Below are 16,255 nucleotides of genomic sequence, written 5' to 3'. Positions count from 1 at the left end.
TCATGGTACTTGATATTTTTCGTTCTTATATTGTGCTGTTATATTCTTCCTGTGTTAAATCGTTTTCGTCATAATCTGTGTTGATTTCTATAGATTCTGTTTCACAATTTCCAAAGTCCTCTGAACCGGCAAGCTCTTCGCCGTTGTCAAGATAACCACCTGTAGTAAGTTCTATTTCGAGTTCTTCAAATGCTTTTAAAGTCTCCTGATATTCATTCTCGCTTGGGAATTTTGTAGCAGCTCTCTCTATTGCCTGTGTGAGATCTGTTTCATCTTTCTCTACTGACTGTGTATCAATTTCAATTATTTTTTCGATACCCTTGTCAAAGAAATTCATGAGTCGCTGACAGTTATCTGTGTTCTCACCAATGCCTACTCCTATTCTGTATGCGGCAGTTCGTTCTCCTTTAATTGCAAAGTCAGGATGCGCTCTGTCTGCACTCATTGCCACATTTATTTTGAAATCTCCCACCTTGAATGATGGAATTTCATCATATGGCTTTTCAATTCTGAGCTGTATCAGTTTTGCAAGATAGCTATTGATATGCTTACGTTCTGTGAGTGTTTTACTATCATGAGTGATGAGTTTTAGTTCTTCGAGCTTACCATCAGTCTGCATTTTCTTAGCAGTTATCAAGTCATTTTTCGCAGATGCTATCAATGACTTCTTAGCTTCTATTGTCTCAGGAAGCTCTTTAATTCTACGTTCAACTCTTGTAGTTTCCTTGTTATACTCAGCACGAACGACTTGTAATTCGTCTATCTTGTTCTTTAATTCTGAGAACTGTCTCAGTTTAGGATTTCCTTCCGCAGCTGCTTCAAGCTCTCCGAATGTAAGTACTTTTTCGTCAATGTCCTCAGATGTTCTACTGATACAAGTGTCATTCCATAGCTGTGCAATTCCTCTTGCCTTATCAGTAACGCCCTGATATAAGTAGCTGTCGAGAGTACCTTTTGTAACGTAATTTAATATTTCAACTTCATCATTCAGGTTGCCCTGACGTACAATTCTTCCTTCACGCTGCTCAAAATCTGACGGACGCCACGGAATATCAAGATGATGTAATGCATACAAGTTTTTCTGAATGTTTGCTCCAGTTCCGAGTGTTCCTGTGCTTGCAATAACAACACGATACTTAGCATCATTAATGTCTCTGAATATTTCTGCTCTGTTTTTTGCATCAGATTTCGGAGCAAAAATAATTTCATCTTCCTTGATACCATTGGCTATAAGCTCATCTCTGATATACTCATAAGCTGAGAATTTTCCGTCATCGCTATTAACTGCAATATCCGAAAAGATAATTTGTACTGCTTTATCATCATATCTGTCATGATATCTTTGAGCAGTCTGTCTTATGCACTCATCAATCTTACCTGACTTATCATCTTTCACAAATCCAATCGGAAGTTCCCAACCATTCTTTTCATAAACGGAAGCAACTGCTTGATTCCCTAAACCGACTAATCGAGCTTCACCTGTTATCTTTAACAGGTTATCTTCGTCTGGTCTGACGTTACCAAGCTGAATAGCTCTGCCACGTCTTGCAAAATCTTTGACAATCTCACGCTGCTCTGGTGTAGCTTCAACTTCAATTATCTGCGGTTTGCCTGTCTTAACCTTTGGCACTACTATCGTAGGAGCATTACCGTCTTTGTCAGGTGCAGCTATCTTTTCAATCGTTACAAGATCAGCAAAGTCCTTATACATTTTTATAAGCTCTGGTCTGTTCTTGAATCCGGCAAAACAAGTTTTTAACTTCAACTCTCCTGTTGCTGTTTTCTTGTTTTGTGTCTTTATCATTCCGAAAGTTGCTGCCCAATCATCGAAACGAGCGCAGCCACAATCTTCAAGTAAGTCCGGGCGAAGATAACGTGTCATAACATATAATTCAGTCATGCTGTTACTTACTGGCGTTCCAGTTGCAAAGAGAATGTGACCGTTGCCAAGTTCGCTGTTGAAGTAATCACACTTCATCTGCATATCTCCAGCACGTCCAGACTCTCTTGTGTTAACGCCTGATACATCACCCATCTTAGTTGAAACGAAACCATTCTTATAGGCATGAGCTTCATCAACCACAAGATAATCGAAGCCAAGAGACTCAAAGTTAAGCAATGAGTCTTTGGCTCTGGACTTTGATTTTGGATTAGCAATAACGTCTATTCTTGCTTCAATTCTCTTTATAGCAGCTTCAAGTTCTTTTACAGTAGGATCACGTCTTCCATTCTCACGCTTGCTTTGTGTCAATTGATCAAGCAGTTCAGCTTTTTGCTTATTCAGGAATTCAAGCTGATGCTTTGGTGACATTGGAAGCTTTTCATACTGCTCCTGTGACATTATAATAGCATCATAATCGCCTGTTGCAACACGAGCTGTAAAGAGTTCTCTTTTCTTTTCGTCTGATAAATCCTTATTATCGACTACAAGAAGCTTGGCATCGGGGAAGGCTGTACGCCATTCTCTTTCCGTCTGTTCTGTCAGTGGCTTAGGCACTACTACACAAGCCTTGCGTATCAGTCCAAGCTCCTTTTTCTTCATTACGCTTGCTGCTATTACCGCAGATTTACCAGCACCCACGCAATGTGCAGCGAGAGTGTTACCACCGTAAATTGTTCTTGCTACGCAGTCAAGCTGATGAGGACGAAGCTTAAAGTCATTTGCCATGCCTGAAAACGTAAGGTGTGAACCGTCATATGTACGTCCTACAAGATTGTTAAACTTTTCGTTATAACGTTTAACGTATTTTTCCTTGCGCTGCTCTGTAGCAAATATCCATTCTGCGAACTTTTCCTTAATAGCCTTTGCTTTAGACTGAGCAACTTGTGTTTTGTTTTTGTTAAGAACGGACTTAACCTTTTTAGCATCATTCGGATCAGGAAAATAATCGAATACCTGTATCTTTTTCTGATTAAGCAGATTCTCTAAGATATGATACATATTCATATCTTCAGTTCCGTATGTAGATATTTCATTTGGATTAAGAGCTGATAAATTTCTTGTTTTGGAATTTTCTATACTGAATTTGCCTGTTATCTCAGAGAAACGCAGTCCGAAATTTCTTGAATCATATTCCGTTCTGCCTGAAAGTTCACGCATAAATGCTTCGTAGTCTGATGTATCTATCCATGTACAGCCGAGGTCAGCACTTATCTCAGCAGCTCCTATCTCTTCTGGAATTACTTCCTTGAGAGCATCAACATTACTGCTAAAGCTGCTGTCCTGATTTGCAAATGTCTCAGCCATTACAAGTTTTCTTCGCACATTACCACAGAGATATTCAGCTCTGTCTACGATTTCTGCATACGGCTTTCCTGTTGCTATCTTCTCAGGATCCCGGAATATCATTCCTTTATCAAGAAGTTCATCGGTAATATACTTCATTACGTCTGTAATTTCTGCATTTTCATACTTGTTTTGAAGTAACGTTGCCATATAATATATATCAACTCTGCCTTTTTTATCAAGCGAGATCTGCATAGCTTCCTCTGAGGAAGCAACTTCTGTAATCTCTGCAACAGGACTTACTGTTCTTCTTGTGAATATATCTGCCTTCGTAATTTGCTTAGTATCGGGATCTATATTCTCCAGTGCATCCAGTATAGGATAATCAGCATCGAGACTGAAAAGCTTTTTAACACTCTTGCTACTGAGTTCACCGTTATCCTTTACAAAGCTATCATACTTAGCATTTAGCTTATTTCTGAGAGGAATGAGTTCCTCATCACGAGCATAGGACTGCTGCTTATTAAGAAGCTCTCTTGTTATATCACGCAGTTCACAAAGTGATTTTAGCTTTGCTATTTTCTTATCACTGCCCTCAACTTCCTCCATAGCATTTCCTAAATTGTAGTATACCTTATCGTCCTTAATCTGATATGTGAAATTCTTGCCCCACGGTTCGATGTAACCTCTCTTTTCAAGATTAGAACGTTCACGTTTTTCAATTTTTATCTTAGCATTGAGCTGACGGAAAGCTGTTTCAAGCTGTTCTTGCAGCGTTATTTCCTCATTTGGTTCACAAGTTAGCATATCAAAATGAGTTGTCTGTTTTATTGTACCAAGAACCATCTGCGGATTTTTTGCAAAATATGAGTTGATATACGCTGTACGCTTCTCTCCCTCATACTTTTTACCAATCATTTCAACCTCAACAGGAGCAGTATAGCACCAATCAGGCTTCGGATCGTAAACATTAAGAGGTGTTTTGCGCTTTTGAAGGAATATAATGTCAGATGTTACCTTTGTATCAGCGTCTGCGAAAGCGTTATTGGGTAGCCTTACGGCTCCTATGAGGTCAGCTTTTATTGAAAGATGTTCTCTTATCTTAGGATTTTTCTTATCAAGCGTTCCCGATGATGTTATGAAAGCTACAATTCCGCCCGGGGCAACTTTATCGAGTGCCTTGCGGAAGAAAGCGTCATGTATCAGTAAATCATTAGTATAATCTGGATCACTGAGCTTATAATCACCGAAAGGCACATTGCCTATAACAGCGTCAAAGCTGTTATTTTCAAGCGGAGACCTCTCAAAGCCACAGTTAAGTATCTTTATATCTCGTGTCTCTGATAATACTTTTTCACTCTTATTATCATCATTTGGATTACGTTTCGGGACGTTAAGGTGCTTCGCTATCTTTGCAGTTATAGGATCAATCTCAACACCTACAATTCCGCCGTTACCCATATCATGCGGCATACGGCTTATAAAGTTTCCAGTTCCACAAGAAGGTTCAAGTATGCGTGAATTCTTAGGAAGTCCCATATTTCGGATTGTCTTGTACATTTCATCAATGATTGTCTGCGGAGTATAGTGTGAATTCAGTGTACTGGAACGTGCTGCTGCATATTCTTCCTCAGAAAGAAGGTTTTTAAGCTCATTTCTAAGACTTTTCATTGCTGGATAACGCTCATCGAACAACTGTGATACTCCACCCCAACCAGAATAACGTCTTAACCGTTCTGTACAAGCTTCTTCGCTATAGTATGAGTTTCTACTTTCATCATAAGGATATTCTCCTTTTGCTTCGCATTCTTCCAATCTCTGCATTTCTTTGATAGCTGTTATGTTATCTCTGATTTTGCTTATAGGATTATCAGCGTACTTTATTTCTGGCAAATTATCTTGTATAGGGGGAAGCTCCGATATACCGCCATGATCTTTAACTCTTTGCTCACGATAGCCATATTCCGAAACTTGAATGTTATTCTTTTCAGCTGCTTCTTCAAATGAACGAAGTTCCTTTGCAACTTCATCAACTGTCAATGGAATACTTGAATTTGCCTTTGAAATGTACCATATCGGAACAGAAATACCGTCTTTGAATTTCTCAGTTATATGGAAGCCACTGTCATTTGGCTTTATGTTCAGCTCGCCAAGACCATGTTCCTCTGAAAAAGCATTAAGTATCTCACGGTAATATGCACTTTCGTCCTGAATTTCTGGCTGTTCAGGTTCGATAACTCTTTCGGTCCGATCTTGTAATTCATGAACATCGCCGTTGCTGTCTGTATATGATGACAGCTCTCTGCCGGCTGAAATAGCATTTCGTAAGTTTAATCGGAAGTTTTCTTCCAGTGCTGCTTGCAGTTTCTTGTCAATAGAACCATCTTCAAGCTCAACAGTCTGATATACAGTGCCTATTGACGGAACACCGTCCATCTGATATTCCAATACATGAAGTTCTTTGTTTTCATGATCGAGAGTGAAAACAAAATCAGGATCACGCATTAAATCACCATTCTGAATATACCATGTCATAAATGCATAGGTATTACCGCCCAATGCTTCTACCGAAAGCGGCTCAAATGCGTCATTCTCCCCATATTCATCATAGTCACCGTATCTTTCATGTGTATGATTACCGTCTGCAATATCGGGAAAAGCTTCTGTGAACTCTCTGTAAAGCATTTCAGCTCTGGAAGCTCTCTTATGAGGTCTTTCATCTATCTGAGGAACATCATTGATAACTGCTGCAACGTCTTTTTGGACGGCTGTAATATCAAATGTTTCTTTAACGCTTAAATCTTCATCATTTGATAAAGAATAGATATTCAGCTCGTTAGATTTACTTATAAAGTCCGTAACAAGGTCTTTTATTGCCTTTTTATCAGCTTTATCCGATAAATCAAAGCTCATTGTTGGCTTATCATCTGAACCTTCTGTTATAATAACAGACTCCGCAGTGTCGTCAGCTGTAAGCTCAATTGACAGCATTCTGTTCAGCACATTGTTGTCTTTGATATAATGTGTATCTTCGACTACAAAGGAATTAATATCCTTTAAATCTACAATTATACCGTATTCAGGAATATCAATAGCAGTATTATCCACGTTGATATTTCTTAGTTCTTCCTGATAATTCTTTGTATATCGCACTATCGGGAAGTCTGTATTCTCATCGAGCAGCGTTTCTTTCCAGTGACCGTCAATAATTCCCTTTGTCGCAAGTCCTATTTCGGTGTAGTCGTTTCCAGCAGCGTCAGCAACGCGAGTCATGCTTACCATAAAGTTGTCATTCATGCTGTCAATGCGGAAATACATTGCTTCTCCTGTTTCAGGCTCTCTTGTAAGCAGAATATCACCGACTTCAACATCACTTAATGTCTGAGCATTCAGCTCATCGGTCAGCTGTTCAATGTCGTTGCTATTTGTATCAACGGCACCTTCCTTGACCTGATATGACTTTGTTTCCTCATATTTATGAGAATACACCTCAAGATTTTCGGAATTACCAATGAATTTTGCAACCTTATCTCTAAGCTCCTGCACATCTTCTTCGTTTGAAAGGTCAAAATCCGAATTTGTTGTAGGACTAAACTCAGAATAACTATTGTATTCCTCAACTTCTGCATAACCATAGGCATTGAGTCTCACGGTAAGAGTAGCACTCTGAGCTGAATAATTATCTTTGCGCTCATGACCATTGCTATCCATGCCACCTTTATAAACGGAATATTCATCTCTGAGATAAAGATCGTCCAATTCCTTCAAATCTATGGACAGACTGTACTCTGGAAGATCTATTACAGTATTATACTCCTTGAAAGGCGGAGCATAGTTGTTATACTCAACGAGCGTATCTTGAGCTATATCAGCTCTTATACTATCATGATCGTCATGAACAGCAGTGAGGTATTCATCTATAAAGTTATAATTATGCTGCACAAGTGCTTTTTCAACATTCTGATATACATTCAGATTATCATTCCACTCAAAAGCATTATCTTCATCAGTATCTATGAAACCACGAATATCAATATATCTGTCCTCGTCCATAACTGCGTCGAGATCATGTATATTGCTTGCGATAGTATCTATCATATTCTGCTGCTTTACGTCACCAAAGGCAGCTGTGAATACTTTGTCATCACTGAACACCTCAGTTACATCTGTTTCTTCGGGAAGCTCATTGCGTTTCGGAACGGCTTCATTATTATAATAAACCTTAAAGCCATTGTCCCACATTGATATAGCGTCCTCAGCATTTATAGTGATGTTCTCAGCACCAAGACCTGTATATGGTAAGCGATATTCAGATATTTTAATGTTCTCAAAAGAAATGTTATCATCTGTCCTGTCGGCTTCGGATATTCCACCATGACCACCATTTACTCTGTAAATAGTCGCAGCGTCGTTATCAAAGTCAAGCTTTACTGAAAAAGAAAAATCTGCGCTTTGCTGAATTTCGGCATATTCTTCTCCGCTTATCCTGTTTCCAAGATCAGAATACCTAACAAGCGGATCTATCGTTTTAGCTACTCTCATTATATCGTCAAGAGAATTGCCTGACAGATTATAATAATTGAATTCACCGTTTATTTCGGCACTTATAAGAACTTGTGGAGCTGTTTTTATTTCTTCTGCGTTGAGCTTTGTAATAATATTATTAAGCTGCTTTTCATAGCTGTCTATATCCGCTGCGGACAACCACTCTGGCTTCTCATTATCGGGAAGCTTATCATAGAACTCACGCATTATCCTAATGCAAGAAGCAGCATCTCCACCGTACATATACTTGTTAAGAGCAGTAAAGCTATTAATCTCATCTGCCCTGTTTATAGCATAGTTGCAATCCTGCTGGCAACGTGATAATGTCATGTATATAGTGGAATATCTTTCGGTCTCCGGAACGTCTGATTGTTCATGGCGTTCTATTACATCATCTGGAACTGAAACAAGTTCATTAAAGTCAAGACCTGTCAGACCGTTTTCAACCATATCTCTTATTCCGCTATACTGCTCTGTACTGTATATCTCACCGTCAAATTCATAGGTTATTCTATGATCTATGAGGTCGGCTGAAACCTGAACTGGTAGTTCAGCGTCGGTCAAAGTTGTATACGCAATACCTATGTTATGCATATCACTGAAATCAGCTTCACTGCCGTATTCACTCTCACAGAATGAATTGATAAGATACTGAGCTTTTTCAAGATCATTCTCGAAAGTACGCTCAAATTGCAGGAGCTGAACCTCTGTGTCAGGCAGAACTGCTTTCATTGCTCTTGCGACCATTGCAGGAACAGCACTTAATTCTTCGTAAGGTTTTACGGAAAATACATCATCTTCAAGCAGAACAGCACAAGCAACGTTACCGTTGTGGTATACTTCGGCAAACTCAACACCGTCTGTATAGTTGATAGACCATGTACCGTCTGCACTCTTTACCTCTGAGCTGTCAGAACCATAGAACTTAGCAATAACTTCATCAAGTGTCACAGGCTCTTTCTCAGAAGTCTTTGCTATATTTGTCTGGATAGCTGATATAAGTTCTCTTTCGGTACTGCCTAAACGTCTGCCAAAGATATTTCGACTTACATACTCTCTGTTTCCATAGGTGTTATGGAATGCTGAATTCTTTTCAAATGCCGTATCTATGATGTTTTCTGTTACGTTTTCTCTTACAGCAAACTTTTCGAGACGTTCAAGGAACAACTTTTGCTTTTCAGTGTAATTATGATTACCGTAAACAGTGGCAAAACCGTCATGTATTGCCTGTTCATTATCATTTGAAACTGTTTCAATAACTGCTTCATCGTTGATATTTGTATCAACGATACTCTGCTCGTGTTCAGGCTTCAAAAACTCAGGAACACGCTTGTAGCCAACATCATCTACATAGTATGCGGCAACATCGCTGCTGTCATGTACTACGATAATGTCACTTACAGAAAGCGAGTGTCCGTTGAAGTCTGCTGGATGAGAGATATTGAAACGGGTATATATATCTTCAAGTGTTGTACCGCCTGTAAGCTCTGCTGTGTATACGAGATTATAATTCTCAGCATCAACAACATTTCCTTCTTTTGTAAGTTGCTCATAGCTTGTAAATCTGTGATAATGCAGATTTTCGTCATTTTTAAGCTGATATATCTCAAAGTAATTCTCAGATACGTCGCTACTTGTAGCAACGCCGTTCTCAGCTACAAATGATTTGAAGTTCTCAGAAGTAATCTCAACACCCTGTTCTGCGGCAGTTTGTAGGAAATTCAGCATATTGACCTGTGTTGCAAGCTCATTCGGATCACCGTTAGCAGCTTCTATATGTTCAATACGCTTCCTTATATCGTTCATTGTCGTTTCAATCGCATGATTTCTGATTTCAGCAGTCTCAGCTTCATCAGCTTCGTCTGTCACATTATCTGCAAATGAAAGCTGTCCGATTTCCTCTGCCTGTTCTTCAGGAGAAAGTGCATTAAAAAGAGCTGCTTCACGGCTGTCCCAGTATTTGCTGTGCCAACGCTGAATGCTTTCATTAAGACTATTGGAATATAGTGAAAAGAATTCATCGGTTTTTTTGTTATACTGTCTTGAAAAATAGTAGTCGATATTCTCAAATAGTCCTTTATCAAGAAGCTCTCTCTTGGCAACTGCATAGTCACAATCTTCCTCAAAGTAATACCAACCATTTTCTTTCTGAGCGACAGCCTGAGCTTCTTTTGAAAACAGGATCCTTGCAATTTCGGATTTTATCATAATACCGCCATGTGAAGCCGTAGACACTTCAAATATGCCGTTATTTATACGGAAACTGCTCTGAACGTCACCCCATATACTGTTTTCAGGAGTATCTATGAATTTTGAATAGCTATAATTGAAAGTCTGGTTTTCATTAAGCCTTGTAAATCTTGTATTCTTGAGCGCAGTACGATATGAAAAATAACTGTTGTTTGTTAAATTGTCAAGTTTCTTTGCATAGTCTATCAGGAATTGCGCTATTTTCTCAGGATTTTCTGATTTGAACACACGTAATGTATTGTTATTTTCAGATAAATCATAGTAGTAGTTTGCTGTATCGGCAAAATCAACCGCAGATATATCTATAAGCTCTTGCGTAGATATTGACTGAATGAAATCAAATGCATTTTCAAATCGAGATGCCTCTATCAAAGAGTCCTGTGAAATATGGCTTACAACAAGCTGTCCGCCTTCAGAACTGTCGGGATTATAATATACCCAATCAACAGTACCGTTATCGTTATCTATGATAACGTCAATATCCGTCCATTTATTGATGATTTCGTCATTTACGGAGTTGTCACCGGAACGAGAACTACTTCCGTCATTACTAAGTGATCTATCTCGTACTTCTTCATCCTTGACCACTGCTGAATTGCTTCGTATCCCGTTGTCGGACGAGGATTGTCCCTGTCCCATTTCTCGCTCAGCTGTTCGTAATACTCCGATGCTCTCTTGTCCACTGACCGAGCTACCGTCAGATAATTGTGATTGAACATCATCAGTTCCACCTTTGCTGGATAGTTCTTCTCCATGTTCTCCATCCACATTCTGCCGTACAGTCCCACCGGTTGTTCTTTCATCGAAGGTTCGTTCTGTATCATTGGGATATACAGTCCGTCCAATGGGTTCAGAAGATACGGCTGCTCTATCGTCATTTCCCCTGATGTTATCGTTTTCGTTATTGTTTCCGCTATCCAGAATATTTTCTCCTGATCTCCGACTTTCTGAACTATTGTCCACCCCAGCTGTCCGTCCTTCTTCTCCAGATGAGACTCTGTCAGTCCGTTCTCCAGCTGTTCTTTCGGTATCTGAGGATATTCCACTTCGGGAACTTCCATTTTCTGCTCTTCGCTGAGAGCTTTCCACTGTTCGTAAGTCATAATTCTGTTCTTCCTTTCGTAAAGCATTTTCGGTTCTCAGGGTATCAAAGGCATATTCTACGCTTGTAAGTGCTTTTCTTGCGGAAGATGCAGCACTTGTCAGCAGCATAAGCATTTGTTCATCGTTTTTACAGAATTCTAATGCAGTTCTGTCAGGCTGAACATTATACCTTGCACCGTTGATTTCCAATCTTCCGGCTATCATCGTCTGTATCATGTTATGATACGAATTACGGAATTTAAGCTTATCTTCGCTTGAAAGATCTGTAAGTTCTAAGTCCTGAATCAAGCTTAAATCATCGATAGCGGAAGCAGCAGACTCATCCAACGAACTGAAAAGAGGCGCATCATTTGGAAGTCCGAGTTCGTTACGGACAGCATCAACATTTCTGTTCGTTATAGTCCACCGCTTAGGAGGATAATCCCCTATTACATCTTCAAAATCGTATAGTGTAACTTCGTTACCTTTCTGATCGAGGAACTGAATGCCTATGCTTGCAGGATTTACCTGATAACCAGCACGTTTCCATTGATTTCCAGAAGCAATAAACTGCGCTTCCGGTCTGTTCACATAGAATTCCAGTGCCACTGATACAGGATGCTTGAATACTCTTCCGAAGTATTTGAGGAAGTTCATGTACTCAACATCATCGTTTACCATTCGCTTGATTGTTTGTTTACCCAGCTGACTGTAATGTCCTACGGGTATAGAATTTGCCATGATAATTTTTACCTCCCTTTATCATAGTAACACTTTAAAGCAGAGAAGTCAAGTTTTTTGCATGGATATTTGATTTTTTGAATTCATTCTCTCTCCGCCACAAAAACCAGAATTTAAAATCTCGTCTGATTGTGCAGATCAACAGTATTTATAAAAAAATAACCGTCAGGAAATTCCCTTTACGAAGTATTCAACACTGACACCCCTCCTTTTTCGCTTGTTGCTTTATTGAAAAATAAAAAGCGCACCGAACATTTGTTAATTTCGTGCGCACATCTGACTCTATATTATAATAAAGTTTATATACTTTATGTTATTTATATACTATAAGTAAATCAGTATTTTTTATTTCAATAAAGTGATATAATTGGGTACTTGAAGATGACTTTAAATTTGCGGACTACCCCTTTTAAAAAAAGTTTTGCCGCTGACTTGACAAATCATCTTTTTTGTGATATTATTAAAAGTGAACTTAATGCTTTTTATAAGCGATCCACAAGTCCGATTGTACTGCGAATGCAATCGGGCTATTTTTTTCCCCTTTTTCCTTATCTTTCCTTTGACGTAAAAGATGAGAATATAATGATTATCTACATATACACGTCTATTCTCTTTTGATTTCCTCTTACTTCTTCGTATCAGCTTCAGGCTTTCAAGCTCTGAGATTGTATTTATTATTGTCTCACGCTTCATACCTGTTTGGCGGCATATGTCATTATAGCTGTTCCAGCAGTCCTTAAGCTGCATAGAGAAGCTCTTACATATAAAGAGATAAATCATCATCTGTCTCGGAACGAGCTGTCCGAATACGCTGCGATCTACAAAAAAGAAGCTGTCATTTGTTGGCAGCTTCTTTATTTCATATATGTATGTTCCTTTATATCCATTCGCCTTCAGGGAGCGTTTAATCGGCATTACAAGACCTTTTGTTGCAAGACTGCTTATTACCTTTGAGACAGTCTGAACAGCCTTTAAGCCACATTTCTGAGCTATTGTAGTCTGCTTAACCTTAACGGCAGTACCGTCAAACATTGGATAGTCAGACGGCAGGCTGCAAAGGTAAGCATATATGCTCAGTTCCTTTGCAGATAAACCAAGATCAAATATCTTATTGGATAATTTTATATTCCGCACCTTTGCACCTCTTTTCTTCTGGATATTAGAAAAGCACTATCGGAGAATAGTGCTTAGTTTGACTTGTTACGTTGAGCTTACACTTATATAATTTTAGATTATTTATGTCAATTATTTACTTTGTCTCTGGAAAGCATATAAGGAAATAATCACATTCATCGCACTGTTTTTCTACCTCTTCATGCTGTCCATTACCTTGACACTCTGCACCGCCTAATGACGGCTGCGGAGTAAAATCGCTTGAATTGTACTTTTCAAGCTGTTCTGGTGACATAAATTCCTTAATACACATACACATTTCACTCCTAATAGAAATAAGCAAAGCTCCTGATTTCTCAGGAGCTTTTGGCTTAATAATTTATGATATTGTATTTTTCTGGAATAGAATTGTCAGCTTCGAGCAATCCAATCATTCTTCTTGCCGTTCCGGCAGGGGTATTAGTGCCTTTCTCCCATGCTTCAACGGTTTTGTTTGTTACTCCCATTAGAGCAGCAAATGCACTCTGTGTCATGTTAAGCCGAAGCCTTAGTTCCCTAACTTCGCTTGCTGATACATTTGGAGGGGGAATAATTGTTACACGCTCTGAGCGAGCTGTCTTTTCACCCTTTTCGTATTCAACAGCTTCATTCAAACCTTTCATAATGCTATCAAATGCTTTCATAATATCACCCTTTCAATGCACGTTCAAGCTGCTTTATCATCTCTGATATAGCATTTCTTTCCGATTTGCTTAGATTCTCCTTTTCATTCTTAGGATATGCAGTAATAAGATAAATTTTCTCATATACTGCAAAATCAACGTAACACACTCTGCCACTTCCGCTTTTTCCTCTGTTTTCAAATGCAATTCTTAACTTGCGAAGTCCACTGGTTCCCTGAATCACATCACCTTTTTGTGGATTTAATATAAGCTCTTGCTGTAATATCTTCAAGTCATCATCGGTGAGTCCAATATCTTTCCAGTTTTTATCAAATTCTTTGGTTATAACAAATTCTCTTGTCAACGATGTCACCTCTTTACACTTATATTATACCCTATTAAATAGGGCTTGTCAATAGCTTTTTTGTCACTTTTAATCCTCTTTCTCCTTTATATAGCATGTTAAGTTATCTACAACATATGGTTCATCATACTTATCAATAGCTTCTTTTATAACTTCTAAATCAATTTCGTCAATCCATTTCTCAGATTCTTCTTCAAAAGGCATACCATTCAATCTATCAATAAGCGTTGATTTTGATAGAGAACAAAGCATTTTAATTGTTTCTTCATGCTCTGACTTCATGCAGCCGATAAAGAATTCTATAATATGATAATCAGTATTACAGATAACATAATCAGTTGTTTTGGATAACAAACTATAAGAATAATGCCCCTGTTCACAGCATTTACAGAAATCTGCATACATCTCATTTGAAAGTTTTACAGTATTGCTTTCACCATAATTGTAAAAAATTCCGTTTATTTCTGTTGATCTCATTGTATATCCTTTCCAAAATGTGCTATTATAGCACATTTTTATCTTTTACGCTTGTCAGGAAACTGAAAACTTACTTCCTGTTTTTCCTTGTCTATTGTGAGGTATACAAGGATATATTTCCAAGTCCCATTTTTCGTATTTTTCATCATAAGATTTTGCAGGAACGAGCTGTGCAAGGTGTCCGACTCCGTGACACAGGACAGCCGATTCTCCATTGAATGTAAATTCATAATAGCCCACAGTAGGCTCAGATTTCAGCGGTATACGCTTTCCTGCGTCTAATGCATGGGCAATTTCTTTTGCCAGACTTACTTTTTCTGCATATATTACTACCATATATATCACTTGATAGGAAGCTCAGATATCTCACCTGCATCGAGAAGCTGAATTGCAAGAGAATCTGAACCCGTGATTCCATCACCAGCGCTTTTTAGTGACACCACAGATGTGCAGTCTGCATTTAACTGTCCCTGTTTTGTTAGTGGATACTTGCTGCTGTTTGCAATATACTGAAGTATCGCAAGAGAATCTGCAAGTCCGACCTCACCGTCACATGTTGCATCTCCAACAACGATATTAGAGCATAAGTTTATGTGTTCAAGCATTTCGCCGCTTATATCTACGCCTAATAGACTAATATCTTTGTATTCCCTTTCTTCTTCAGGAGTAAGCTTTGCCCAGAAGTAAGCTCCAATTTCTGCACTCGGACTATCTGATTTAATGATATAGTCAGCATCTTCTTTTTCTAATTCCATAGAATCGGCTGTTTTTGCGAAGTCATATTCAACTGTATAACCGTCAGGAACAGTGAATCCAAGAGTAGCATCTATATCGTACATACCATTGTGTGTTTCCTGATCGGGATACTTATTGAAGCAGTTGCTTGCATTATAGGCAATCACGTCGATGATGCCACTTTCATGTACATCAACCTCACATATTATTCCGCTTATATCAGCAGTTTTAGTATAGACGATATTATCTGCATTGGTATCTGCTTTGATAGTTATGTTTTCAGGGTTAACCGTAATACCGCCCAGTCCTCCATATATATCAATAGGTTCTGTTATCTCGCCTATCAAATCAAATTCCAGTTCGAGAACAGTATCTCCCTTTTTCAAAATCGGAAAAAACGCATTAGGTATATCAAGCTGCAATTTTGTTGTTGTATCAAACTCATCAGCATCGTCCTGATGAATAGGAAACATTATCGATCCCTTGATATTATCGGTAAAAGGCGTATATGTTAGTAGACAATCTGCGGCTTTACCGACCTTAAGAGCATACAGTCCCTTATCGTATGTAAGAGTATTGTCAGGTAAATAGTAGTCGTCTTTCATAGGATCAATATCCCCGGTAGCTTTTATAACCGCTTTAACGGTTCCGTTGTTGTACAACGACCATTCAGCATCATACAGATCTGTGTGTGATTTAGTAGTGTTTACCACTTCGATAGCAGCATTCTGCATTTCTGCTTTCACGGCTATTGGCGAGAGAGCTGTTACTGCTGTACAGCTGATAGCGATAGCAGATATAGTTGATACAATACGATTTTTCATTTTCAAATTCCTTTCTGTTTGAGATACGGTTTACAATAGATCCGAAAACTTTATGTTCAAAGCTTCGCAGATCTTTTGATATGTTAATAAATTGCTGTTGGAAACGCCTTTTTCTACGTTATATATGGTATTAAAGCTAACACCAGCTTTTTTCGCAAGTGCTTTTTGCGATAGTTTCATTTCAAGACGTTTGTTTTTTATAACGGTTTTTGCTTTCTCCAACATATGTCATCCA

Annotated in this window: 10 protein-coding genes; all 10 read right to left on the bottom strand. The window is 38.6% G+C overall.

The window, feature by feature from the left end; all coding sequences use genetic code 11:
* Positions 1-25: 25 nt before the first annotated feature.
* The gene (locus BT127_RS06505; RefSeq protein ID WP_207647497.1) at positions 26-10,609 is read right to left on the bottom strand and encodes a helicase-like domain-containing protein; all 10,584 of its coding nucleotides are present in this window, start codon (positions 10,607-10,609) and stop codon (positions 26-28) included.
* On the bottom strand, positions 10,531-11,124 hold the full coding sequence (locus tag BT127_RS17055; RefSeq protein ID WP_075424213.1) for a TnpV protein: 594 nt from the start codon (positions 11,122-11,124) through the stop codon (positions 10,531-10,533). The genes BT127_RS06505 and BT127_RS17055 overlap by 79 nt, the downstream gene beginning before the upstream one ends.
* Before the next feature lie 1,108 nt (positions 11,125-12,232).
* Positions 12,233-12,877: a helix-turn-helix domain-containing protein gene (locus BT127_RS06495; RefSeq protein ID WP_139275441.1), complete on the bottom strand. Its 645-nt coding sequence runs from the start codon at positions 12,875-12,877 to the stop codon at positions 12,233-12,235.
* Between the two features lie 217 nt (positions 12,878-13,094).
* Positions 13,095-13,271: a hypothetical protein gene (locus tag BT127_RS16755; RefSeq protein ID WP_175541927.1), complete on the bottom strand. Its 177-nt coding sequence runs from the start codon at positions 13,269-13,271 to the stop codon at positions 13,095-13,097.
* A 58-nt stretch (positions 13,272-13,329) separates the two neighbouring features.
* A complete protein-coding gene (locus BT127_RS06490) occupies positions 13,330-13,641 on the bottom strand; it encodes a helix-turn-helix domain-containing protein (protein WP_075424211.1) in 312 nt (103 codons plus the stop codon).
* Positions 13,642-13,645: 4 nt separating this feature from the next.
* Positions 13,646-13,984, bottom strand: coding sequence for a type II toxin-antitoxin system RelE/ParE family toxin (locus BT127_RS06485; RefSeq protein WP_075424210.1), 339 nt, complete (start codon positions 13,982-13,984; stop codon positions 13,646-13,648).
* A 69-nt stretch (positions 13,985-14,053) separates the two neighbouring features.
* A complete protein-coding gene (locus BT127_RS06480; RefSeq protein ID WP_075424209.1) occupies positions 14,054-14,461 on the bottom strand; it encodes a hypothetical protein in 408 nt (135 codons plus the stop codon).
* A gap of 54 nt (positions 14,462-14,515) precedes the next feature.
* Positions 14,516-14,797, bottom strand: coding sequence for a hypothetical protein (locus BT127_RS06475; protein ID WP_075424208.1), 282 nt, complete (start codon positions 14,795-14,797; stop codon positions 14,516-14,518).
* Positions 14,798-14,802: 5 nt separating this feature from the next.
* Positions 14,803-16,020, bottom strand: a complete 1,218-nt coding sequence (locus BT127_RS06470) for a hypothetical protein (RefSeq protein WP_075424207.1) — start codon at positions 16,018-16,020, stop codon at positions 14,803-14,805.
* Positions 16,021-16,050: 30 nt separating this feature from the next.
* Complete coding sequence (locus BT127_RS06465; RefSeq protein WP_082334929.1) at positions 16,051-16,245, bottom strand: helix-turn-helix transcriptional regulator; 195 nt, start codon at positions 16,243-16,245, stop codon at positions 16,051-16,053.
* Positions 16,246-16,255: the final 10 nt, after the last annotated feature.

Source organism: Ruminococcus sp. XPD3002, assembly GCA_900119535.1.
GTDB classification, from domain to species: domain Bacteria; phylum Bacillota; class Clostridia; order Oscillospirales; family Ruminococcaceae; genus Ruminococcus; species Ruminococcus flavefaciens_H.
Note: the sequence above shows the minus strand (reverse complement) of the source record. Positions and strands in the feature narration are given on the sequence as shown.